General features: G+C 66.6%; 22 protein-coding genes and 1 riboswitch. Of the genes, 12 read left to right on the top strand and 10 right to left on the bottom strand.

Translation table 11 applies throughout. The features are described 5' to 3' along the window. Nucleotides 1-513 (top strand): NAD-binding protein (locus tag DYI24_RS05530; protein WP_205523380.1); only part of this gene is annotated, 513 nt, incomplete at its 5' end. Between the two features lie 87 nt (nt 514-600). On the opposite strand, the gene DYI24_RS05525 is transcribed toward DYI24_RS05530, so the two are convergent. Beyond that, nucleotides 601-1,356: a GNAT family N-acetyltransferase gene (locus tag DYI24_RS05525; RefSeq protein ID WP_164571547.1), complete on the bottom strand. Its 756-nt coding sequence runs from the start codon at nt 1,354-1,356 to the stop codon at nt 601-603. A gap of 1 nt (nt 1,357) precedes the next feature. Continuing rightward, on the bottom strand, nt 1,358-4,027 hold the full coding sequence (alaS, locus tag DYI24_RS05520; protein ID WP_164571546.1) for an alanine--tRNA ligase: 2,670 nt from the start codon (nt 4,025-4,027) through the stop codon (nt 1,358-1,360). A 228-nt stretch (nt 4,028-4,255) separates the two neighbouring features. After that, a riboswitch (glycine riboswitch) is annotated at nt 4,256-4,360 on the top strand. Nucleotides 4,361-4,493: 133 nt separating this feature from the next. On the opposite strand from alaS, the gene gcvT reads away from it, so the two are divergent. From gcvT to gcvP, 3 genes are all read left to right on the top strand, one after another. Then, on the top strand, nt 4,494-5,642 hold the full coding sequence (gene gcvT / locus DYI24_RS05515) for a glycine cleavage system aminomethyltransferase GcvT (RefSeq protein ID WP_164571545.1): 1,149 nt from the start codon (nt 4,494-4,496) through the stop codon (nt 5,640-5,642). 9 nt (nt 5,643-5,651) lie between these two features. Further along, nucleotides 5,652-6,017 carry a glycine cleavage system protein GcvH gene (gene gcvH / locus DYI24_RS05510; RefSeq protein WP_013501273.1) on the top strand — a complete coding sequence of 122 codons (366 nt, stop codon included), beginning with the start codon at nt 5,652-5,654 and terminating at the stop codon, nt 6,015-6,017. Nucleotides 6,018-6,199: 182 nt separating this feature from the next. Next, the gene (gene gcvP / locus DYI24_RS05505; protein ID WP_164571544.1) at nt 6,200-9,106 is read left to right on the top strand and encodes an aminomethyl-transferring glycine dehydrogenase; all 2,907 of its coding nucleotides are present in this window, start codon (nt 6,200-6,202) and stop codon (nt 9,104-9,106) included. A gap of 402 nt (nt 9,107-9,508) precedes the next feature. Here gcvP and recA read toward each other — a convergent pair whose 3' ends face one another. Beyond that, nucleotides 9,509-10,600, bottom strand: coding sequence for a recombinase RecA (recA, locus tag DYI24_RS05500; protein ID WP_107345572.1), 1,092 nt, complete (start codon nt 10,598-10,600; stop codon nt 9,509-9,511). A 489-nt stretch (nt 10,601-11,089) separates the two neighbouring features. Here recA and DYI24_RS05495 point away from each other — a divergent pair, with 489 nt between their 5' ends. Continuing rightward, nucleotides 11,090-11,347: a hypothetical protein gene (locus DYI24_RS05495; RefSeq protein WP_164571543.1), complete on the top strand. Its 258-nt coding sequence runs from the start codon at nt 11,090-11,092 to the stop codon at nt 11,345-11,347. A gap of 17 nt (nt 11,348-11,364) precedes the next feature. On the opposite strand, the gene DYI24_RS05490 is transcribed toward DYI24_RS05495, so the two are convergent. Continuing rightward, complete coding sequence (locus DYI24_RS05490) at nt 11,365-11,553, bottom strand: hypothetical protein (protein WP_107345574.1); 189 nt, start codon at nt 11,551-11,553, stop codon at nt 11,365-11,367. A gap of 293 nt (nt 11,554-11,846) precedes the next feature. On the opposite strand from DYI24_RS05490, the gene DYI24_RS05485 reads away from it, so the two are divergent. The 3 genes from DYI24_RS05485 (at nt 11,847) to DYI24_RS05475 (ending at nt 13,202) form a co-directional block, all read left to right on the top strand. Next, entirely contained in the window at nt 11,847-11,993 is a 147-nt protein-coding gene (locus DYI24_RS05485) for a ferritin family protein (protein ID WP_164571538.1), read from the top strand. A gap of 388 nt (nt 11,994-12,381) precedes the next feature. Then, entirely contained in the window at nt 12,382-12,768 is a 387-nt protein-coding gene (locus DYI24_RS05480; protein ID WP_107345575.1) for a hypothetical protein, read from the top strand. Between the two features lie 293 nt (nt 12,769-13,061). Beyond that, the gene (locus DYI24_RS05475) at nt 13,062-13,202 is read left to right on the top strand and encodes a hypothetical protein (protein WP_164571537.1); all 141 of its coding nucleotides are present in this window, start codon (nt 13,062-13,064) and stop codon (nt 13,200-13,202) included. 72 nt (nt 13,203-13,274) lie between these two features. On the opposite strand, the gene DYI24_RS05470 is transcribed toward DYI24_RS05475, so the two are convergent. The 3 genes from DYI24_RS05470 to DYI24_RS05460 all read right to left on the bottom strand — a co-directional run bounded on the left by DYI24_RS05470 (nt 13,275) and on the right by DYI24_RS05460 (nt 14,548). Then, nucleotides 13,275-13,952, bottom strand: a complete 678-nt coding sequence (locus DYI24_RS05470; RefSeq protein WP_107345576.1) for a Crp/Fnr family transcriptional regulator — start codon at nt 13,950-13,952, stop codon at nt 13,275-13,277. Between the two features lie 160 nt (nt 13,953-14,112). Beyond that, a complete protein-coding gene (locus DYI24_RS05465) occupies nt 14,113-14,379 on the bottom strand; it encodes a hypothetical protein (RefSeq protein ID WP_107345577.1) in 267 nt (88 codons plus the stop codon). 40 nt (nt 14,380-14,419) lie between these two features. Further along, nucleotides 14,420-14,548 (bottom strand): peptidylprolyl isomerase, encoded by a 129-nt coding sequence (locus DYI24_RS05460; RefSeq protein WP_107345578.1) that lies wholly within the window; start codon nt 14,546-14,548, stop codon nt 14,420-14,422. 128 nt (nt 14,549-14,676) lie between these two features. On the opposite strand from DYI24_RS05460, the gene DYI24_RS05455 reads away from it, so the two are divergent. Then, nucleotides 14,677-15,138 (top strand): PaaI family thioesterase, encoded by a 462-nt coding sequence (locus tag DYI24_RS05455; RefSeq protein ID WP_164571542.1) that lies wholly within the window; start codon nt 14,677-14,679, stop codon nt 15,136-15,138. A gap of 56 nt (nt 15,139-15,194) precedes the next feature. Here DYI24_RS05455 and DYI24_RS05450 read toward each other — a convergent pair whose 3' ends face one another. After that, nucleotides 15,195-16,670: a caspase family protein gene (locus tag DYI24_RS05450; RefSeq protein ID WP_349627742.1), complete on the bottom strand. Its 1,476-nt coding sequence runs from the start codon at nt 16,668-16,670 to the stop codon at nt 15,195-15,197. 208 nt (nt 16,671-16,878) lie between these two features. Here DYI24_RS05450 and DYI24_RS28615 point away from each other — a divergent pair, with 208 nt between their 5' ends. Both DYI24_RS28615 and DYI24_RS28610 read left to right on the top strand, forming a co-directional pair. Next, nucleotides 16,879-17,670: a GNAT family N-acetyltransferase gene (locus tag DYI24_RS28615; RefSeq protein WP_349627741.1), complete on the top strand. Its 792-nt coding sequence runs from the start codon at nt 16,879-16,881 to the stop codon at nt 17,668-17,670. Beyond that, entirely contained in the window at nt 17,667-18,023 is a 357-nt protein-coding gene (locus DYI24_RS28610) for a GNAT family N-acetyltransferase (protein ID WP_349627740.1), read from the top strand. Before DYI24_RS28615 ends, DYI24_RS28610 begins: the two co-directional genes overlap by 4 nt. Here the strand turns inward: DYI24_RS28610 and DYI24_RS05440 are convergent, their stop codons facing one another. Together DYI24_RS05440 and DYI24_RS05435 are read right to left on the bottom strand one after the other, a co-directional pair. Then, the gene (locus tag DYI24_RS05440) at nt 18,024-18,689 is read right to left on the bottom strand and encodes a DsbA family oxidoreductase (RefSeq protein ID WP_164571540.1); all 666 of its coding nucleotides are present in this window, start codon (nt 18,687-18,689) and stop codon (nt 18,024-18,026) included. It lies immediately after the preceding gene. Between the two features lie 72 nt (nt 18,690-18,761). After that, nucleotides 18,762-19,583, bottom strand: coding sequence for a helix-turn-helix domain-containing protein (locus tag DYI24_RS05435; protein ID WP_164571539.1), 822 nt, complete (start codon nt 19,581-19,583; stop codon nt 18,762-18,764). Nucleotides 19,584-19,718: 135 nt separating this feature from the next. Here DYI24_RS05435 and DYI24_RS05430 point away from each other — a divergent pair, with 135 nt between their 5' ends. Then, nucleotides 19,719-20,132 (top strand): hypothetical protein, encoded by a 414-nt coding sequence (locus DYI24_RS05430; protein ID WP_502706329.1) that lies wholly within the window; start codon nt 19,719-19,721, stop codon nt 20,130-20,132. Nucleotides 20,133-20,220 lie beyond the last annotated feature (88 nt).

Raw genomic sequence — 20,220 nt, 5'->3', positions numbered from 1 at the left:
GATCCGACGCCCGGCGACACGCCCCGCATCATTCTGGTCGGCTACGGCCGCGTCGGCCGCATCGTCGGCGACATCCTGAACAAGCAGGGCAAGCCGTTCATCGGCATCGATGTCGATCCCGAAGCGGTCGCCCGCGCCCGCAAGGCCGGCGCCAATGTGGTGTATGGCGACGCCACCCAGCGCGCCTTCCTGCGCAAATGCGGGCTCGGCGATGCGCCCGCCGTGGTGGTGACGATGCACGACGCCGCGGCCGCCGAGCACGTCGTCGCCGCGGCCCGCGCCGAGCGCGCCGATCTGCCGGTGATCGTCCGCGCCCGCGATGCCGATCACGCCGCCCGGCTGTTCACCCTCGGCGCCACCGAGGTGATCCGCGAAGTGCTCGAAGCCAGCTTCGAGATCGCCTCCACGGTGCTGCAGGCGCTCGGCATGCCGGTCGGCAAAGTCATCGCCGTGATCCACGACGAACGCGACACCCGCAAGAAGCGGGTCCGCGCCGGCGTGCCGGCGGATTGATCACTTTTCTCCGCAAACGCTCGTTTCTCACCCGTCATTCCGGGGCGCTCACGAAGTGAGCGAACCCGGAATGACGGGACGAAGCTGTTACTTCGTCGGCGCGCGGCGGAAGTGGTAGCGGTAGAGCTCACGGTCGAAGCCGAGGCCGGCATAGAGCGCGCGGCCTGCGGTGTTGTCGGTGACGACCTGCAGACAGGCGCCGGTGGCGCCTTGGGCGGCGGCCCAGGCGAGCAGCGCGGTCATCAGGCGCTTGCCGAGGCCGTGACCGCGCAGCGCCTCGTCGACCACCACCGACTCGATCACCACCAGACCGCCGTGCAGCACGCCGCAGGCGGTCGCGACGATGCGGCCGTCGTGGCGGAGCGCGAAGAAACCGGTCGGCAGCGCGATTGCATCGACGACGCGGGCATAGACGGAGGCATGCGATGGTGATTGCGCCTGCAGCCGTGCGATGGCCGCCAGCCACTCGGCATCGGCGCGCGGGATGATAGTGACATCCGGCGTCACCGCGGGAAAGTCCTCGCGCGCCAGATCGCGATACAGCGTGCAGGCTTCACCTTCGGCCGCGAAGCCGCGGGTGTCGAGCTCGCTCTCCACCTGCGGCGGCAACAGCGAGACCAGCCGCACGATCAGCGGCAGCGCTTGCGCGCGATAGAGCCGATCGAATGCGTCGAGCTGCGGCGCGATCGTGGTGATGCCCGGATGCAGCGGATTGGCCGAATTGATCCGGCGCGACACGCCGTCGCCGAACCGCAGCAGCCAGTCGCCGATCAGCGCGCACCGCAACGACGGCCACGCGTTGTGGCAGGCCTGTTCGACCTGCCACGCCAATGCGTGGTCCACGTCAGCCGCCGATGGCGGCCGCGATCGCTTCCAGTGCGGCGCCGGCCTTGGAGCCGTCGGGACCGCCGGCCTGCGCCATGTCGGGCTTGCCGCCGCCGCCCTTGCCGCCGAGCACTTCGGACGCCTTGCGGACCAGATCGACCGCCGAGAACCGCGACACCAGGTCGGGCGTGACGCCGACCACGATCGAGCCCTTGCCGTCTTCGCTGGTCGCCACCAGCGCGATCACGCCTGAGCCGAGCTGCTTCTTGCCCTGGTCGACCAGGCCCTTGAGGTCCTTGATCTCGATGCCTTCGACCGCACGCGCCATCAGCTTGATGCCGCCGATGTCACGGACATCGGAGGCAGCACCGTCGCCGGCCGCGCTGCCGCCCATCGCCAGCTTCTTGCGCGCCTCGGAGAGTTCGCGCTCGAGCTTCTTGCGCTCGTCCATCAGCGCGGTGATACGCGCCGGCATGTCGTCCAGCGTGGTCCGCAGTTCGGAGGCCGCTAGCTTCGCGGTGGTGATCGCCGCATTGGCGTTGTGCCGCGCCGCGCGCCCGGTCAGCGCCTCGATGCGGCGGACGCCGGCCGCGACCGCGCTCTCCGCGGTGATCGACACCAAGCCGATATCGCCGGTGCGCTTGACGTGGGTGCCGCCGCACAGTTCGACCGACCAGCCGAACACGTTGGAGCCGTGATCGCGCGCCGCCTTGCCCATCGAGACCACGCGGACTTCGTCGCCGTACTTCTCGCCGAACAGCGCGCGGGCGCCGGCTTCGCGCGCATCGTCGACCGCCATCAGCCGGGTCACGACCTCGTCGTTTTCCAGCACGATGTCGTTGGCGATATCCTCGACCTTACGCAGCTCGTCCTGCGTGATCGGCTTCTGATGCACGAAGTCGAAGCGCAGACGGTCGGGCGCGACCAGCGAGCCCTTCTGCGCGATGTGATCGCCGAGCACCTGGCGCAGCGCCTCGTGCAGCAGATGCGTCGCCGAGTGATTGGCGCGGATCGCCGAGCGGCGGGCGTGATCGACGTCGAGCGCCAGCGCGTCGCCGAGCTTGATGCTGCCCTGCTCGACCGTGCCGAGATGCACAAACAGATCACCGGCCTTCTTCATCGTGTCGGTGACGACGAAGCGGACACCGTCGGCGGTGAGCACGCCGGTGTCACCAACCTGACCGCCGGACTCGGCGTAGAATGGCGTCTGGTTGACGATGATCGCACCGCTCTCGCCGGCCTTCAGCGCGTCGACTTCAGCGCCGTCCTTGACCAGCGCGGTGACCACACCTTCGGCGGTCTCGGTGTCGTAGCCGAGGAACTCAGTGGCCCCGAGCTTCTCGCGCAGCGAGAACCACACCGCCTCAGTTGCAGCTTCGCCCGAGCCCGCCCACGAGGCGCGGGCCTTGGCGCGCTGCCGATCCATCGCGTCGGTGAACGAGGCGATATCGACATTGATGCCGCGGTTGCGCAGCGCGTCCTGCGTCAGGTCGAGCGGGAAGCCGTAGGTGTCGTACAGCGTGAACGCGGTCTCGCCGTCGAACATGTCGCCCTTCTTCAGGCCGGCGCTCTTCTCGTCGAGGATCGCGAGGCCGCGATCGAGCGTCTTGCGGAAGCGGGTCTCTTCCAGCCGCATCGTCTCTTCAATCATCGCCTCGGCGCGCACCAGCTCCGGATAGGCCTGGCCCATCTCGCGCACCAGCGCCCACACCAAGCGCCACATCAGCGGCTCGTTGGCACCGAGCAGCTGGGCGTGACGCATCGCGCGGCGCATGATCCGGCGCAGCACGTAGCCGCGGCCTTCGTTCGACGGCAGCACGCCGTCGGCGATCAGGAACGACGACGAGCGCAGGTGATCGGCGATGACGCGGAACGACGCGGCGTCCTGCTCGGTCGGGCCGCGGCCGAGCGCCGACGAGGTGGCGTCGATCAGGCTGCGGAACAGGTCGGTGTCGAACACGCTGTCGACGCCCTGGAGGATGGAGGCCATCCGCTCCAGGCCCATGCCGGTGTCGATCGACGGACGCGGCAACGCCACGCGCTCGTCCTTCGTCACCTGGTCGTACTGCATGAACACCAGATTCCAGAATTCCAGGAATCGGTCGCCGTCCTCGTCCGGCGAGCCGGGCGGACCGCCGAAGATGTGCTCGCCGCGGTCGATGAAGATTTCCGAGCACGGGCCGCACGGACCGGTGTCGCCCATCGCCCAGAAGTTGTCGCTGGTCGGGATGCGGATGATGCGGTCGTCGGAGAAGCCGGCGATCTTCTTCCAGTAGCCGGCCGCCTCGTCGTCGGTGTGATAGACAGTGACCAGCAACTTGTCCTTCTTCAGGCCGAAGTCGCGGGTGATCAGATTCCAGGCGAGCTCGATCGCGCGTTCCTTGAAGTAATCGCCGAACGAGAAGTTGCCGAGCATTTCGAAGAAGGTGAGATGCCGCGCGGTGTAGCCGACGTTGTCGAGGTCGTTGTGCTTGCCGCCGGCGCGCACGCATTTCTGCGAGGTGGTGGCGCGCTGATAGGAGCGCTTCTCCAGCCCGGTGAACACGTTCTTGAACTGCACCATGCCGGCATTGGTGAACATCAAGGTCGGGTCGTTGCGCGGCACCAGCGGCGACGACGACACGATCTCGTGGCCGTTCTTGGCGAAGTAGTTCAGAAACGTAGACCGAATTTCGTTAACGCCGCTCATGTTCGTCCAATCACCCGGAATGCCCGCGAAACGCCCGCCGAACCCACCTCTTCCGGTGTCATGCCTTTTAGACGCGGGGGCGCGCGCTGTCTAGAAAGTGGGCATAGATCCAGTTGTTTGCCAGCCGGGAGGCCCACTTCCACGGGCGTTTACGAAGACCCGTTGATAGCTCGCCAAGCCGCGTTGACAGCCTTGTTGAAGCCGTGTTTGTGTCCTACCTACCTAAGACTAAGTCGCGTCGGGAGAGATCGGCCCAATCCTTCGGTGAAGGGGGCCGGCGCCGAAGGAGCAACCGCCCCGGAAACTCTCAGGCAAACGGACCGCGCGGCCGACTGACATCTGGAAAGAGACCCTACCGGGCGATCCCGGGACGGGTCCGCCGACGGGATAATGCTCTCAGGCACAGCGACAGATGGGGCTCGAACGGTGACGAGAAATCGGTCTCGGGAACCTTGGGAGCCTGGATATGCTGGCGGGTGACGACACCCAATCCTTGAAACGCACGCCGCTCTACGCGCTGCATCTGGCACGCGGCGGCAAGATGGTGCCCTTCGCCGGCTACGACATGCCGGTGCAATACCCGCTTGGCGTGCTGAAAGAACATCTGCACACCCGCACTGCCGCAGGGCTTTTCGACGTTTCGCATATGGGCCAGATCGAGCTGCGGGCGAAGTCCGGCAAGCTCGAAGACGCCGCCCGCGCGCTCGAAGCGCTGATCCCGCAGGACATCGTGGCGCTGCCGCCCGGCCGCCAGCGCTACGCGCAGTTCACCAATGAATCCGGCGGGATTCTCGACGACCTAATGGTCACCAATCTCGGCGACCGGCTGTTTCTGGTGGTCAACGCCGCCTGCAAGGCCGAGGACGAGGCGCACCTGCGCGCGCATCTGTCGGACACCTGCGACATCACCGCCCTCACCGATCGCGCGCTGATCGCGCTGCAGGGCCCGAAGGCCGAAGCTGCGCTGGCGAAATTCTGTGCAGACGTCACCACGATGAAGTTCATGGATGTCGCCGAGCTCAGCCTCGACGGCCTTGCCTGCATCGTCTCGCGCTCCGGCTACACCGGCGAAGACGGCTTCGAGATTTCGGTGCCGGCGGACGGCGCCGAACGGCTTGCGACCGCGCTGCTCGACAACCCCGACGTGCTGCCGATCGGCCTCGGCGCCCGCGACAGCCTGCGGCTGGAAGCGGGCCTCTGCCTCTACGGCCACGACATCGACACCACGACCACGCCGGTCGAGGCCGCGCTGAGCTGGTCGATCCAGAAGAGCCGCCGCAGCGGCGGCGCCCGTTCTGGCGGCTTCCCCGGCGCCTCGGCGATTCTCAGCCAGCTCGATGGCAGCACCGCGCGGCTGCGCGTTGGACTGCGGCCCGAGGGCCGCGCCCCGGTGCGCGAGACTGCACCGCTGTTCGCCAGCGACGATTCGACCGAGGCAGTCGGCACCGTCACCTCCGGCGGCTTCGGGCCGAGCCTGAATGCGCCGGTGGCGATGGGCTATCTGCCGGCCGCGCTGGCTGTGCGCGACACCGTCGTTTTCGCCGAAGTGCGCGGCCAGCGTCTGCCGCTGCGCGTCGCGGCCATGCCGTTCGTTCCGAACACCTACAAGCGCTGAGGACTTGTCATGACCACGCTCTACACCCCCGATCATGAATGGCTGAAGATCGAGGGCGACGTCGCCACGATCGGCATCACCGACTACGCCCAGGAACAGCTCGGCGACGTGGTGTTTGTCGAGCTGCCGAAAGTCGGCCGCGCCGTGAAGAAGGCTGAAGCCGCCGCCGTGGTCGAATCGGTGAAGGCGGCCTCCGACGTCTACGCGCCGATCACCGGCGAAGTACTCGAAGTCAACGAGACGCTCGGCACCGAGCCCGGCCTGGTGAATTCCGACGCCGGCGGCGCTGCGTGGTTCTTCAAACTGAAGATCGCCGACAAGAGCGAGCTCGACGGCCTGATGGACGAAGCGGCCTACAAGGCCCACACGGCCTGACGGACCGTCCGTTCGCCTGAATTCGTCATTGCGAGCGAAGCGAAGCAATCCAATTCCAGCGCACTGTGTCTCTGGATTGCTTCATCGCTTCGCTCCTCGCAATGACGACGCTGAGATTGAGACGCCTGAGATTTCCGAGCAACCTGCCTTTGCGGGCCGTTGCATTTGACGAGGACCAGAGCATGCCGCATCGCCGACCGATCGACGCCGCCAACGACTTCGTGCGTCGGCATATCGGGCCCTCGCCGCAGGACATCGCGGCGATGCTGGCGACCGCCGGCGCCGGAAGCTTAGAGCAGCTCGTCGCCGAGACGCTGCCTTATGCGATCCGGCATCGCGAGCCGCTGAAGCTCGGCGCGCCGCTCACCGAGAGTGAAGCGCTGGCGCATATGAGCGAACTCGCCGCGCAGAACCAAGTCTTCACCTCGCTGATCGGTCAAGGCTATTACGGCACGATCCTGCCGACCGTGATCCAGCGCAATATTCTGGAAAATCCGGCTTGGTACACGGCCTATACGCCTTATCAGCCCGAGATCAGCCAGGGCCGGCTGGAAGCGCTGTTCAACTTCCAGACCATGATCTGCGACCTCACCGGGCTCGACGTCGCCAACGCGTCGCTGCTCGACGAAGGCACCGCGGCAGCGGAAGCGATGGCGCTGGCCGAGCGCGCCGCGGCCAAGAACGCCAAGGCCTTCTTCGTCGATGCCGATACCCATCCGCAGACCATCGCGGTGCTACGCACCCGCGCCGAGCCGCTCGGCTGGCGCATCATCGTCGGCGATCCGGAGACCGAGCTGGAAGGCGCCGACGTGTTCGGCGCTCTGCTGCAATATCCCGGATCGTCGGGCGCCTTGCGCGATCCGCGTGCGGTGATCGCGGCGCTACGCAAGAAGGGCGCGCTGGCCGTGGTCTCTGCTGACCTGCTCGCGCTGACGCTGATCACCCCGCCCGGAGAACTCGGCGCCGATATCGCGATCGGCTCGGCGCAGCGCTTCGGCGTGCCGATGGGGTATGGCGGGCCGCACGCCGCGTTCATGGCGGTGCGCGACAGTCTGAAGCGCAGCCTGCCCGGCCGCATCGTCGGACTGTCGATCGACAGCCACGGCCAGCCGGCCTATCGGCTGGCGCTGCAGACCCGCGAGCAGCACATCCGCCGCGAAAAGGCGACCTCCAACATCTGCACCGCGCAGGTGCTGCTGGCTGTGATCAATGCGATGTACGCGGTGTATCACGGCCCCGACGGCCTCGCCGCGATCGCGCGCCGCGTCCACCGGCGCACGGCCGTGCTGGCGGCCGGCCTGCAGCAGCTCGGCCTGACGCCGAGCCACGGCACCTACTTCGACACGCTGACGATCGAAGTCGGCGATCGCCGCGACGCCATCGTGGCGCGCGCCGAAGCCGAGAAGATCAACCTGCGGATCAATGCGTCTTCGCTCGGCATCTCGCTCGACGAGACCACCACGCCGGCGATCGTCGAAGCGCTGTGGCGCGCCTTCGGTGGATCGCTCGACTACGCCACTGTGGAACGCGACGCAGGCGACGCGATCGGCACCGCGCTGCCGGCGGCGCTGAAGCGGACCAGCGATTATCTGACCCAGCCGGCGTTCCAGGACTATCGTTCGGAAACCGAACTACTGCGCTACATGCGCAAGCTGTCCGACCGCGATCTGGCGCTCGACCGCGCGATGATTCCGCTCGGCTCCTGCACCATGAAGCTGAACGCCACCACCGAAATGATGCCGCTGACCTGGCCTGAATTCGGCAGCCTGCATCCGTTCGTGCCGAAGGCGCAGGCCGCCGGCTATCACGTGCTGTTCGCCAGGCTGGAAACCTGGCTCGCCGAGATCACCGGCTATGATGCGGTGTCGCTGCAGCCGAATTCCGGCGCGCAGGGCGAATATGCCGGCCTGCTGGCGATCCGCGGCTATCATCTGTCGCGCGGCGAGCCGCACCGCAAAGTCTGCCTGATCCCGTCGTCGGCGCACGGCACCAACCCGGCCTCCGCCGCGATGGCCGGCATGGACGTGGTGGTGGTGGGCTGTGATGCCCATGGCGACGTCGACGTCGACGATCTGCGCGCCAAGGCCGAGGCGCATTCGTCAAATCTCGCGGCAGTGATGATCACCTATCCGTCGACCCACGGCGTGTTCGAAGAGCACATCCGCGACATCTGCGACATCGTCCACGCCCATGGCGGTCAGGTCTATCTGGACGGCGCCAATCTCAACGCGCAGGTCGGCCTCGCCCGCCCCGGCGACTACGGCGCCGACGTCAGCCATCTCAATCTGCACAAGACCTTCTGCATCCCGCATGGCGGCGGTGGCCCGGGCATGGGTCCGATCGGCGTGCGCGCGCATCTGGCGCCGTTCCTGCCGGGCCATCCGGCCAAGGGCGAACCGCTGAACGGCGGCCTGCATGGCGGCGGTACGGTGTCGGCGGCGCCGTGGGGCTCCGCCTCGATCCTGACGATCTCCTACATCTACATTCTGATGATGGGGGCGGCCGGCCTGAAGCGGGCCACCGAAATCGCGATCCTCAACGCCAATTACATCGCTGCAAAGCTGCAGCCGCATTTCCCGGTGCTGTATCGGAACGCCCGCGGCCGGGTCGCGCACGAGTGCATCGTCGATCCGCGTGCGCTGAAGACCACCACCGGCGTCACCGTCGACGACATCGCCAAGCGGCTGATCGACTACGGCTTCCACGCCCCGACCATGAGCTTCCCGGTGCCGGGCACGCTGATGATCGAGCCGACCGAGTCGGAATCGAAGGCCGAGATCGACCGGTTCTGCGACGCCATGATCGCGATCCGCCGCGAGATCGCGCAGGTCGAGGATGGCCGCTACAAGATCGAACAGTCGCCGCTGCGCCACGCGCCGCACACCGCACACGATGTCACCAGCGCCGACTGGACCCGGCCCTATCCGCGGACCGAAGGCTGCTTCCCGGCGCCTAACTCGCGCACCGACAAATATTGGAGCCCGGTCGGCCGCGTCGACAACGTCTATGGCGACCGCAACCTGATCTGCTCGTGCCCGCCGGTCGAAGACTACGCGCTGGCGGCCGACTACGCGCGGGCCGCGGAGTAGCTGTCGCCGCTGGCTCGCCGCCTTGAGAGGCCGGCAGCCTCGGCCCGAGGCCGCCTCGGCCACGAAGAACAACGTCATCGCCGGGCTCGACCCGGCGATCCATCCTCTTTGCAGACTTGCCTCGGTTGAGCGCGCTGCGCGCGCGAGGGATGCGCAGGCCTTCGCCGCGCCGGAGCGGCTACGGCCGCGCAGGCGGGTCAAGCTCGCACATACGTCTGTTTGAACAGCGCTTCGGCACAGCATTTTCAGTCGCGAGCAGCAATCGAGCCGTCTCCCAAACGAATGCGGCGAGCGCCGCGGGGTCCCCGGCAACAGGGGATCGCTGCACTCGCCGTCTTGAGTTCGCTTCGAAGGCTCGGACCGGACAAAGCCGGACGGGGTGACCGCCCGACCGCGCGCGGCTTACTCCTCGATCGGCTCTTCGCCGTCGGCGTCGCGCTCGGGCGAGCCGGCGAGGATCTGTTCGGCGATCAGGCCGGAGTTCTGACGGATCGCCGCTTCGATCTTGGCGGTCATGTCCGGGTTGGAGCGCAGGAACGACTTGGCGTTCTCACGTCCCTGGCCGAGCCGCTGGCTGTCATAGGAGAACCAAGCGCCGGACTTCTCGACGATGCCGGCCTTGACGCCGAGGTCGAGGATCTCGCCCATCTTGGAGACGCCCTCGCCGTACATGATGTCGAATTCGACCTGCTTGAACGGCGGCGCCAGCTTGTTCTTCACCACCTTGACGCGGGTCTGGTTGCCGATCACCTCGTCGCGCTCCTTGATCGCGCCGATGCGGCGGATGTCGAGGCGGACCGAGGCGTAGAATTTCAGCGCGTTGCCGCCGGTGGTGGTTTCCGGCGAGCCGTACATCACGCCGATCTTCATCCGGATCTGGTTGATGAAGATCACCATGGTGTTGGACTTGTTGATCGACGCGGTCAGCTTGCGCAGCGCCTGGCTCATCAGGCGGGCCTGCAGGCCCGGCAGCGCGTCGCCCATTTCGCCTTCGAGTTCGGCGCGAGGCACCAGCGCCGCCACCGAGTCGACGATCAGCACGTCGATCGCGCCGGAGCGCACCAGCGTGTCGGCGATTTCCAGCGCCTGCTCACCATGGTCGGGCTGCGAGATCAGCAGGTCGTCGACATTGACGCCGAGCTTGCGGGCATAGACCGGATCGAGCGCGTGTTCGGCGTCGATGAAGGCGCAGATGCCGCCCTTCTTCTGGGCTTCGGCGACGCAATGCAGCGCCAGCGTGGTCTTGCCCGACGATTCCGGCCCGTAGATTTCGACGATCCGGCCCTTCGGCAGGCCGCCGACGCCGAGCGCGATGTCGAGCCCGAGCGACCCGGAGGAAATCGTCTCGATTTCCATCGCGCGGTCGTTCTTGCCGAGCTTCATCACCGAGCCCTTACCGAACTGACGTTCGATCTGGGACAGCGCGGCGGAGAGCGCCTTGGATTTGTCCATGGAAGAACCTTCGACGATACGCAATGCGGTGGGGGCAGCCATCAACGTGCTCCTTATGGACGGATTCGCCAACTGGACAAACAGGCGCCGGGCTCAGCCGGCAAAATCAACGTACCCTATTTGTTCTCCGTTCGCAATCTGTTCTTGTCGAAATCTGGAGCTTTCACGAGGACCAGCGGCACAATTTCGGAACTCCGGCGGCCGCTCGGGCTGGAATGCATCCGCCCAATCCTGACGACGTGCCGTCGGGAGGCGAGCCAGGGCCGATTTGCCAGCAGAGCGAGACCACGACGGCATCGAATAGAAACGCCAAGCTACAGAGTAGCTAAACTAACCAGGTCGGGACGGCCACCTGCTAAGCAGTAAGTCGCGGGCGTTTTCTGCCGGCCGAATAGCATCAGCAAGCGATTAGCTCGCGCTTGCAGCTTGGTCGAGCCTCCTACTCAAATCAGCTCGCGTCCCGCGGTGCGAACCGGCGTCCCGTGCCGCGCCTTCATCCTTTCTCAACCCGGCTTCGCCACAACTGAAAGGATGGATAGCCTTCTTGCCACTCCCAAGATTCCGGACAAAATGCGGGTGCTGTGCGGCCGCTGCCGCGTGCCGTTCCGGGAGAAGATCAAGAACATGCGGGAGGGGTTTCAGACCCAGTGCCCGAACTGCAACCGGCTGATCACCTTCTCCAGCGACTCCGCCGATCTCGGAGTGCAGCGGGCGATGACCGAGGCACGGCGGATCCGCAATGGCGGCGCCGCGGCGGCGGTGTATGGCGGCGGCACTGAGCGGCTGTGAACGCTGCGCCGGAAGGCTCAGCGCAGGTTCTGGATGCCCCACATCACCAGCAGCATCGCCGGCACGCAGACCGCGGCGTAGATCGCCCATTTGGTCAGGCCCGCGCCGGTGCCGCGCTTGAAAGCTTCGAGCAGCCGATAGGTCGCGACGATCCAGGGCAGGATGATTCCGACCGCGACGGCGTCGACCACGTACCAAAAACTCATCTTCCATCGTCCCGTGCAATGACCGCGCGCCAGCTTTACCGCAGCCGCTCCGCTCCACCATCCATTCCTTCGGCGGAGGGCAATCGGCCGCAGCGGCGGTATCGGCAGATCAGGGTTTTCCTGACAGCACCGGCCGCTCCCCCTGGAACTGGCGGACAGCATTTCGGATCGACAGGCATTTTCGCTCGTACTAGCCTGAGGGTGCCATCCGCTTCGACAGGAGACGTGACTGACGGGCGTGCGCGCTGCGATGGCCGCCCCGTCCTATGGGAGCAAACGAACAGGAGAGCGTCTTGGATAAATTTCTCCGCGACGAAAACCTGAAATTGTATCGCCGACTGCTGTCGGAGACGACCGACGAAGACCGCCGCCGGGTGCTGAAGCAATTGATCGCGCAGCTCACCCAGCATCATGCCCATCAGGGGCATGGCGGTTCGTAACACCAACGGTATTTGATTTTACGCATAGGCAACGCCGAGCGGCCGCCGCTAGCCTGCCGCCGTCATTGCCGAGCTTTCTAGAGGTGGGGAGTTTCGACCGTGACCGGAGCCCCGAACACGGCCTCGTTCGGGGCTCCTTGTTTTTTGTGGGTACAGTTTTTTGTGGGTCAGTGACCGCGCTCGGCCGTCGCAGCGCCAGACACGTCGCCCCTCCCTATCGTCGCCCCTCTGATCATTGCGAGTGCCGCGCAGGTTCCGTTTCATTCGGAACCCGACATGCTTTAGGCTTCGCGCCGCGGGTGCGCAGGACAGCGCCCGCCTTGCATCAATCAGGCTCGTCATCGCCGCGTGCAGCTCGGCACCGGCTCTTACCGACAAGGAGACAGGAATGCGCCGGCAGGCCATGGACAGATTTCGGATCGGCACGCTGATCGCGCTGACGGGCGCGGCGATCGCCCTGGCGGGCTGCGGCGAAGGCTCGCGCGGACCGCAAGGCGAAGCCGGTCCGCAAGGCCCCGCCGGCCCGGCGGGACCGGCCGGCCCTGCCGGCAAGGACGGCGCCTCGATCTCCAGCGTCCGCACCCTGACCTCGACCAGCTGCCCGGCCAACGGCTGTCCGACCGCCTGCGGTGCCGACGAGGCGCTGGTCTCGGCGCTGTGCGTCGGCAACGGCTCGGCACGGTTCAGCGACAACATCACGATCGAGAACGGCATCATGACCGCGCGCTGCGGCGCCAGCTCGGTGCGCATCGAGGTGAGCTGCGCCCGCAAGTAATCGCGCGAGGGTTGAGCAAACCAGCACAGGCCGCCAGCGTCCGACGCCGGCGGCCTTTTGCGTTCAGGATCAGCGGCTTGACGATTCGGTTGTGAACGCCCGCATCGATTACCGGCAGTATTAACCGGATTAAGCTTGCATGCGATTCAGTCGCAATTTAACGGTAAAATCATACGCTAATTGATCTAGATCAAGCGCATGGACGGCCGCACCCGGCAAGTCGTTCTCCTAGAACTAAAGGCGGAACCGGCCTTCCAATGTCGCATGTGCTCTATCAGTGTCCCCGGACCGGGATGAAGGTCCAGGCTTGGCTGCAGGAAGACCCCGGAAGCTCGGCACAGACCACGTTCGAGCTGGTGCATTGCCCGGCGTGCGCGCAGATGCATTTCGTCGACCGCCGCACCGGCAGCCTGCTCGGCGACAAGAAGAAATAGCCGGCGCCCGCGACAGCGCCGCCGGCCACAGACGGACGAAGTCCGCCGCACTCCATCGATCAATTGCGATAGCTATTCGGGCTTTCGGGCGGGCTCGACCGCGCGGGGCCGGTCCGGCAGCACCGCATTGCGCAAGGTGGGGTGCACCTCGATCCGGCCGTTGTAGTCGATAAAGCCGGCCTTGCGAAACTTGTTCATGAAGAAGCTGACACGCGACCGGGTCGTCCCGATCATCTCCGCCAGCGTCTCCTGACTGATCTCGATCGGCACCGGCCGCGACGCCTCGGCCGGGTCCGCAAGCAGCAGCAGCAACCGCGCCAGGCGCTTCTCGCTGTTGTTGAACAGCTGATCGATCAGGTCGTCTTCGACCCGTGAATTGCGCGCCACTAGGTGCCGGGTGAACAGCTCGCACATCGCCGGCTCACGCTGCAGCGTCGCCATCATCGACGCGTTGGTGATGCTGGTGAGGGTACAGTCTTCCAGCGCAATCGCGGTCGCACGGCGGCGATGATCGAGCAGACCGCTTTCGCCGAAGAATTGTCCGGGCTGCAGGATGGCGACCACCGCGCCCTTGCCCTGCTCCGACATCACCGACAGCTTGATGCGGCCTTGCTGGATGTACATCACGCAGTCGGCGGCTTCGTCTTGCGTGAAAATGGTCTGGCCGGCGCGAAATTGCAGAACGGCGCGTCCCGTACCTGCACTGCGAAGAAAGACCTTTGGATCGAACGGCACCTCGCGCGACGTCACGTGATATCCTGCGAACGAAAACGAATGAGTCAGTCGGATCCGGCCGCGCAACGAGTTGCGTACGCCGGGGTTCCGTCCGCGCATCATCCTCAAATCGCAGAAAAAATCTGTGCCGTTTTGACCACCTGCCTATCGCCGCAGCAGTGGCCGTTAGACGAGCTTAATTGCTCTGGTGGGTCTTGCGCTTGGCCTTGGGCTGGGTCGCCTCGGCGCCGCGGACGCCACCCCACGGATCGTTCGGCGCCTGCGCATCCGGAATCTTACGCAGCGATTCCTGGTAGGCCTTCTGCCGGACCGCGTCCTGGGCCTTCTCTTCCGGGGACTTGTGCTCGATCTCCGGCACCAGATTGACGTGCGGGCCCTCGCCCTGGGCCAAAGCCGGCCCCGTCAGCAGGGCCAGGACGGCAACGCCGTGCAGAATCTTCATCGCAAACTCCCTCTCGCGCAGGCCGTGCCCGGCCGCAGCGCTACAGATGATCCGACCGGCAGGATTTCGGCGATTGCCAATCTTCCCAGATCGGACCGCATTTGGTGCAACCGTTCAGCACGATCGCCGTCACCACCAGGCCGACCACCAACGCAACTCGTCTGACCATCGTGTCCCCTTTCGGATGCCGCCGAACTTAAGGGATCGACCGTGTCGTTTTCAAGCCGTCCCGAATCGGATGGGATGCTGCGAAACGCCGCGAAACATGCGGATAATCAACGAGTCAGGGAGAGACGCATGGCAGAGCAGCAGGCGGCGGAGTTCGGCCTTCAGGAGGCGCGGCAGATGCTGCAGGAGGCGTTCGCGCCCTGGGTGCTGGACCTCGGCCTGTCGATCGAAACCCTCGAGCTCGATCCGCCGTCGGGCGGCCAGGCTGACTGGCAGCCCGGCGCAACTCTGCGGATGGCGTTCTCCGAGCGGCTGTGTCGCAGCGGCGGCGTGGTCTGCGGCCAGGCCCTGATGGCACTGGCCGACACCGCGATGGTGTTTGCGGTCTGCGCCGGCAACCGCGGCTTCCGGCCGATGACCACGGTCGATCAGACCACCCATTTCCTGAAAGCCGTCGCCTCGACCGACGTGATCGCCGACGCCCGCCTGGTCAGGCTCGGCCGCACCATGAGCTTTGGACGGGTCACGCTGCTCGGTGCCTCCGACGGCAAGCCGGTGGCGATGGTGTCGAGCGCGTTTGCGATGCTGTAAGCGGCCCGGGCGGCGGCTTCACAGGCGCCGCGCCGACAGCCGTCCAGATGCCGCGTTCAATAGCGGCCGCGGCTCGGTCCGGTCTGGCCGCCGCCGCGATACGGACCGCCGTAGCCGCCACGGAAACCGCCGCCGAATTGAATCACCGGCCCCGGCGGCGGATCGTAGATCGGCGGCCGCCGCACCACGACGTCGTCTTCGTCCTCGACATAGACCCTCGTCCGTGAGGCCTTGCCGCCGCGCTTGGGCGGGTCGTCGCGCTCGGCCCGGCTCTTGGTTTTCTTCACATCGGTCTTCTTGGGCTCAGCCTTCTGCTGCAGCGCCGGCGCGCCCGGCCCGCACGGACAGGTCGGCGCCGCGGCGGCAACCACCGGCGTCGCGAGCGCGGCCGGCACCACCACCGCGGTGTCCGGGCGATTGCGCAGCCGCTCGGCGAGCTTGCGCGCGGTCGCGGTAAGGTCGCTGTCCGGATATTCGGTCAGGAATGCCAAATAGGCCGACCCGGTGTTGACGAGCACCGCCCGGCTCCACGCCTTCATCCGGCGATGGCGGTCAAGCCAGCGCTTGGCCTCCGGCGCAAACGGCGGCTCAGCGTAGAGCCCGACAAACGCTTCATAGGCGTCGGCCGAACCGTCGGAGACGATCAACGTGTTGGCCTGATCCACCGGCTTGCCCTTCAAGAAGGCGCGCCACTCCTCGACCGTGCGCGGCTTCGGCGCCGCGGTGTCGATCGGCGGGGCGGCGGAGGCGGTGAAGAACTGGAAGTCGTCGACCAGCGACGAGCTCTCCCACGGCGTCTGGCGGCCTTCGGTCGCCTGATGCACCGCGAGCCGCACCCGCTTGAGCGTGTCTTCGATCTTCAGCCCGTTCTCGCGCCCCGCTTTGAGCAGCGCAGTGGTGTAAGGGCTGTTGGCGCCGCCCCCGTCCTCGGCTTCGGCGCCCGGCGAGGTCGAGTACGATAATAGCGTGCCGGGCGCGCCGGACTTGGTGTCGACCAGCGCCAGCCCCTGCCCCGTCGTCTTATTGATGCTCGGAAACGGATTGTTGCGGCAGGCATCGAGCATGATGATCCGGCTCTTGCTCGGCACCGAGCCCAGCGTGTTGAGCACGTCATCGAGCCGCACCGCCTGAAGCGGAATGTCGGCCTCGCGCTTGGGATCGATGTCGACCGGGATCAGATAGTTCTCGCCGTCCACCTGGATGCCGTGACCGGCATAGAACACCAGCGCGACGGTCTCCGGCCCTTTCGCCGCCACCGTGGCGGCGAAGTCGCCGACCTTGGCGCGAAGCTCGGTCTGGCCAAGATCGGACGCCTCGGTGACCTCGAAGCCGGCCTCGCCGAGCAGCGCGGCGATCGCCTTGGCGTCGTTCACTGGATTGGGCAGCGCCGGCACCGCCCGATAGGCCGATTGCCCGATCACCAGCGCGACCCGGCTTTCCGCGGCCGCAGCGGCCACTCCGCACAGCAGGCTGGCGGCGGTCGCCGCGGCCCTCAGCATCGCGCGTCGCATGGCGTCTCCTTGCCGACCAATGACCGCTCTTGGTCGCGCCCCGGCGAGAGCGGGTTCAGGCGACGTGGCAAGTCGACGCCGACAGACCGCCTCCGAGGAAAGCTGCGGTTAACATTGTCGGCAAATTGCCTCGTGGAACCAAGCTGATGTTGGGAGTCGGCGGTTAGTCTCCTGGCCGTCGCGCCGGGGCTTGCTTCGGGCGCGCTTCGACAATTCAGGACCGAGAGCTTTGGCCGAAACGTTCCCCTCCACGCCGTTCGTGCATCGCCGCGCCGTCGCGCCAACGACGGCCGCTCCCGGCACGCTGCCCGAGGTCGCCGCGATCGACAAGGCAGCCTGGTGCGATCTGGCAACCCGGGTGATCGAGCCGAACGGTTACTATCTGCCGGAGTGGGTGATCGCAGCGAACGGTGGCGACGCGGTCCCGCGCGCACTGACCGCGCAGGATTCCGCCGGCCGGCTGATCGGCGTCCTGCCGGTGATCTCGTGCTGGCGCGCGTTCCATCTGCCGCTGCCGGCGCTGGTATCAGCCGATCCGTTCCGCTCGCTGGATACGCCGCTGCTTGACCGCGATGCAGCCGATGACGCCGCCGCCAAGATGATGGCCCAGGCGCGCGCTGCCGGCGCCCGCGCCCTGGTGCTACGCGACGTCGCCCGCGAAGGCGAAGCGATGGCGGCGTTCACGCGCGTGCTCGCCACCGAAGGGCTCAGCCCGCGCCTGATCAACGGCTGGACCCGCGCCGGCCTCGACGCCAGCCGCGACGGCGAAGCCCTGCTGCGCCAGGATCTCGATACGAAGAAGCTGAAGAACCTGCGCCGGCTCGAGCGTCGTCTCGGCGAGCACGGCGAGGTACGCTTTACCGTGTCCAAAACTGCCGACGAGGCAGCGCGGGCGTTCGACATCTTTCTGGCGCTGGAAGACAGCGGCTGGAAAGGCCGCCGCGGCAGCCCGCTGAAGCGGCAGCCGGAGCTTGCGGCCCGGCTGCGATCGCGCTGGCCTCGCGCGGCCAATGCGAGGTGATCACTCTGTCTGCCGGCACAACGCCGATCGCAGCCGGCATCGTGTTGCGCCACGCCGACCGCGCCTATTTCTTCAAGCTCGGCATCGACGAGAGCTTCGCCCGCTGTTCACCCGGGGTGCTGCTGACACTGGCGCTGACCCGGCATCTCTGCGCCGATCCGGACATCCGCTTTGCCGACTCCACTGCCAGCGCCCAGCATCCGATGATCGATCCGATCTGGCGCGGCCGGTTCGCCGTCGGCGACCTGGTGTTGCCGCTGCGCAAACGCGACCCGCTGTTCGCGCCGATCGTTGCTACGCTGTCGGCGCGCGACCGGCTGCGGCACTTCGCCAAGCGGCTGTTGAAGCGCTGATTACTCCGCGGCTTCCGCGTTCAGCTCCGCCGACAGCTTACGGATGGCACGGGCGATCAGCGCCGGTTCCTGCGCGCCGGACACCGCGTATTGGTGCATGAACACGTAAGTCGGCACACCGGAAATACCCTTGTCGGCGGCCTCCTGCGCCTGCGCCGAGACTTCCTCGACGTCCTGATCGGTGGCGAGCCGGGCGCGGATGTCGGCGGCATCGAGGCCGCATTCGGCCGCCGCCTGCACCAGCACCTCAGGATCGGTGAGATCGCCGCCGTCGCGGAAGTACAATTCCATCAGCCGCTGCTTCATCGCCGGCCCCTGGCCGACCGCGCTCGCCCAATGAATCAGGCGATGACAATCGATCGTGTTCGGCTGCCGCTGCACGCGCTCGGGGTGATATTCCAGGCCCTCTTGCGCGGCGGTCTCGGCGATGCGGCCGGCGATTTCCTTGTAGCGCTCCGGCGATCCGAACTTCTTGGTCAGATACTCGTCGCGGCTGATGCCCTCACGCGGCACCCAGGGATTGAGGAAGAACGGCCGGTAGATCAGCTCGACCGGCACCTCCGGCGCCAGCGCGATCGCCTGCTCGATCCGCTTCTTGCCGATGTAGCACCAGGGGCAGACCACATCGGACACCACGTCGATCGTTAGCGGCTTCAGCGTGCTCATCGGCGCCTCCTCGTTGTCGTTGCCGGCACAGTCCCACACAGATGGGGCGCAGGCAACGCCGGACAAGGCGGATCAGAGCCGCGCGGCCAGTTCGCGCAATCGCGTCCCCGTGATCGCATCGGCCGGAAAGAATGTCTCGATCGCGATTTCCGACAGGGTGACGTCGATCGGCGTGCCGAACACCATGGTGGTGGAGATGAAGCTCAGCACCTCGTCGCCGAGCTGCAGGCGAAACGGCACCGCGACCGCATCCGCTGCGATCGGTGCGGCGCGCGCCGGCACCGGATAGGTCTTCAGTTCTTCGTACAGCGCGATCAGCTTCGGATCGGCGCTGGTCTCGCACTGCCGATGTAGTCGCTCCAGCAGATGCGCGCACCACTCGCCCAGATTGGCGGTGCGTGCCGCCAAACCTTCGGGATGAAACGACAGCCGCAGCACGTTGAGCGGCGGCGCAAGCAGATGCGGCGCAACGCCGTCGAGCATCGACGCAACCATGCGGTTGGCCGACACCAGGTTCCAGTGCCGATCGACCGCCAACGCCGGGTTCGGCTCGTGCGCGGCAAGCACCTGATCAACCGCAGCCCGCACCGAGGCGAGCGCCGGGTCATCCAGCGAGCGCTGCGGGAACGCCGGTGCGAAGCCCGCCGCGACGAGCAGCACGTTGCGCTCACGGAGCGGAACGTCGAGCCGCTCGGCGAGCCGCAGCACCATCTCGCGCGACGGCGAGGCGCGTCCCGTCTCGACGAACGACAGATGCCGCGCGGAGATTTCCGCGTCGAGCGCGAGATCGAGCTGACTGAGCCGGCGGCGCTGCCGCCACTGCCGCAAGTAATCGCCGATCCGGACCGGCTGCGCGCCGGCGGCGGCATTGATCGAAGACACGTTGGTGTTCATGCGCGAACGCTAGCACGCACACCGCACAGCATCCATGACCTCCGAGGTAAAGCGTTTCTGACCTGCCAGGTAATCGAATTGCGTCGCGCATCCCGGCATCCTTCGGGGCATCGCTGCAACCGAAGGAGACGTTCCATGATCCAATCCTCTATGGCCCACCCGTCCACGCTACTCCGCCGCGCCCTGCAGGCCGATGCTGTCGTCAGCGGCGCGATGGCGTTGCTGCTGAGCTTGGCGGCCGGCACGCTCTCGCGCCTGCTCGCCCTGCCGCAGCCGCTGCTGCTGGAGACCGGACTGTTCCTGATCGGCTACGCCGCCCTGGTCGGCTGGCTCGGTACCCGCAGCGTGCTGCCACGGACACTGGTGCTGATCGTGATCGGCGGGAATGCACTATGGACGCTCGCAAGCGTCGCACTGCTGCTCAGCGGCGCAGTCGCACCGAATGCGCTCGGCATTGCTTTCGTGCTGATGCAGGCGACGGCGGTCGGGATCTTCGCCGAGCTGCAATTCATTGGGCTGAAGCGGAGCGGCGCAGCGGTCGCTGCATAAGCACCGCCTCTCCGTCATTGCGAGGAGCGTAGCGACGAAGCAATCCAGCAGCTCAGTGCACGGAGCTGGATTGCTTCGCTTCGACCGC

This window comes from Rhodopseudomonas sp. BR0C11, from assembly GCF_010820945.1.
Lineage (GTDB): Bacteria > Pseudomonadota > Alphaproteobacteria > Rhizobiales > Xanthobacteraceae > Rhodopseudomonas > Rhodopseudomonas palustris_H.
Note: the sequence above shows the minus strand (reverse complement) of the source record. Positions and strands in the feature narration are given on the sequence as shown.

Coding starts and splice junctions, on each gene's coding strand:
- DYI24_RS05495 (WP_164571543.1), top strand. CDS start 11,090: ATGGATAGCCTTCTTGCCACTCCCAAGATTCCGGACAAAATGCGGGTG.
- DYI24_RS05475 (WP_164571537.1), top strand. CDS start 13,062: ATGAAGGTCCAGGCTTGGCTGCAGGAAGACCCCGGAAGCTCGGCACAG.
- gcvT (WP_164571545.1), top strand. CDS start 4,494: ATGCTGGCGGGTGACGACACCCAATCCTTGAAACGCACGCCGCTCTAC.
- alaS (WP_164571546.1), bottom strand. CDS start 4,027: ATGAGCGGCGTTAACGAAATTCGGTCTACGTTTCTGAACTACTTCGCC.
- DYI24_RS05460 (WP_107345578.1), bottom strand. CDS start 14,548: ATGGTCAGACGAGTTGCGTTGGTGGTCGGCCTGGTGGTGACGGCGATC.
- DYI24_RS05490 (WP_107345574.1), bottom strand. CDS start 11,553: ATGAGTTTTTGGTACGTGGTCGACGCCGTCGCGGTCGGAATCATCCTG.
- DYI24_RS05455 (WP_164571542.1), top strand. CDS start 14,677: ATGGCAGAGCAGCAGGCGGCGGAGTTCGGCCTTCAGGAGGCGCGGCAG.
- DYI24_RS05440 (WP_164571540.1), bottom strand. CDS start 18,689: ATGAGCACGCTGAAGCCGCTAACGATCGACGTGGTGTCCGATGTGGTC.
- DYI24_RS05430 (WP_502706329.1), top strand. CDS start 19,719: ATGATCCAATCCTCTATGGCCCACCCGTCCACGCTACTCCGCCGCGCC.
- gcvH (WP_013501273.1), top strand. CDS start 5,652: ATGACCACGCTCTACACCCCCGATCATGAATGGCTGAAGATCGAGGGC.
- DYI24_RS05480 (WP_107345575.1), top strand. CDS start 12,382: ATGCGCCGGCAGGCCATGGACAGATTTCGGATCGGCACGCTGATCGCG.
- gcvP (WP_164571544.1), top strand. CDS start 6,200: ATGCCGCATCGCCGACCGATCGACGCCGCCAACGACTTCGTGCGTCGG.
- DYI24_RS05435 (WP_164571539.1), bottom strand. CDS start 19,583: ATGAACACCAACGTGTCTTCGATCAATGCCGCCGCCGGCGCGCAGCCG.
- recA (WP_107345572.1), bottom strand. CDS start 10,600: ATGGCTGCCCCCACCGCATTGCGTATCGTCGAAGGTTCTTCCATGGAC.
- DYI24_RS05465 (WP_107345577.1), bottom strand. CDS start 14,379: ATGAAGATTCTGCACGGCGTTGCCGTCCTGGCCCTGCTGACGGGGCCG.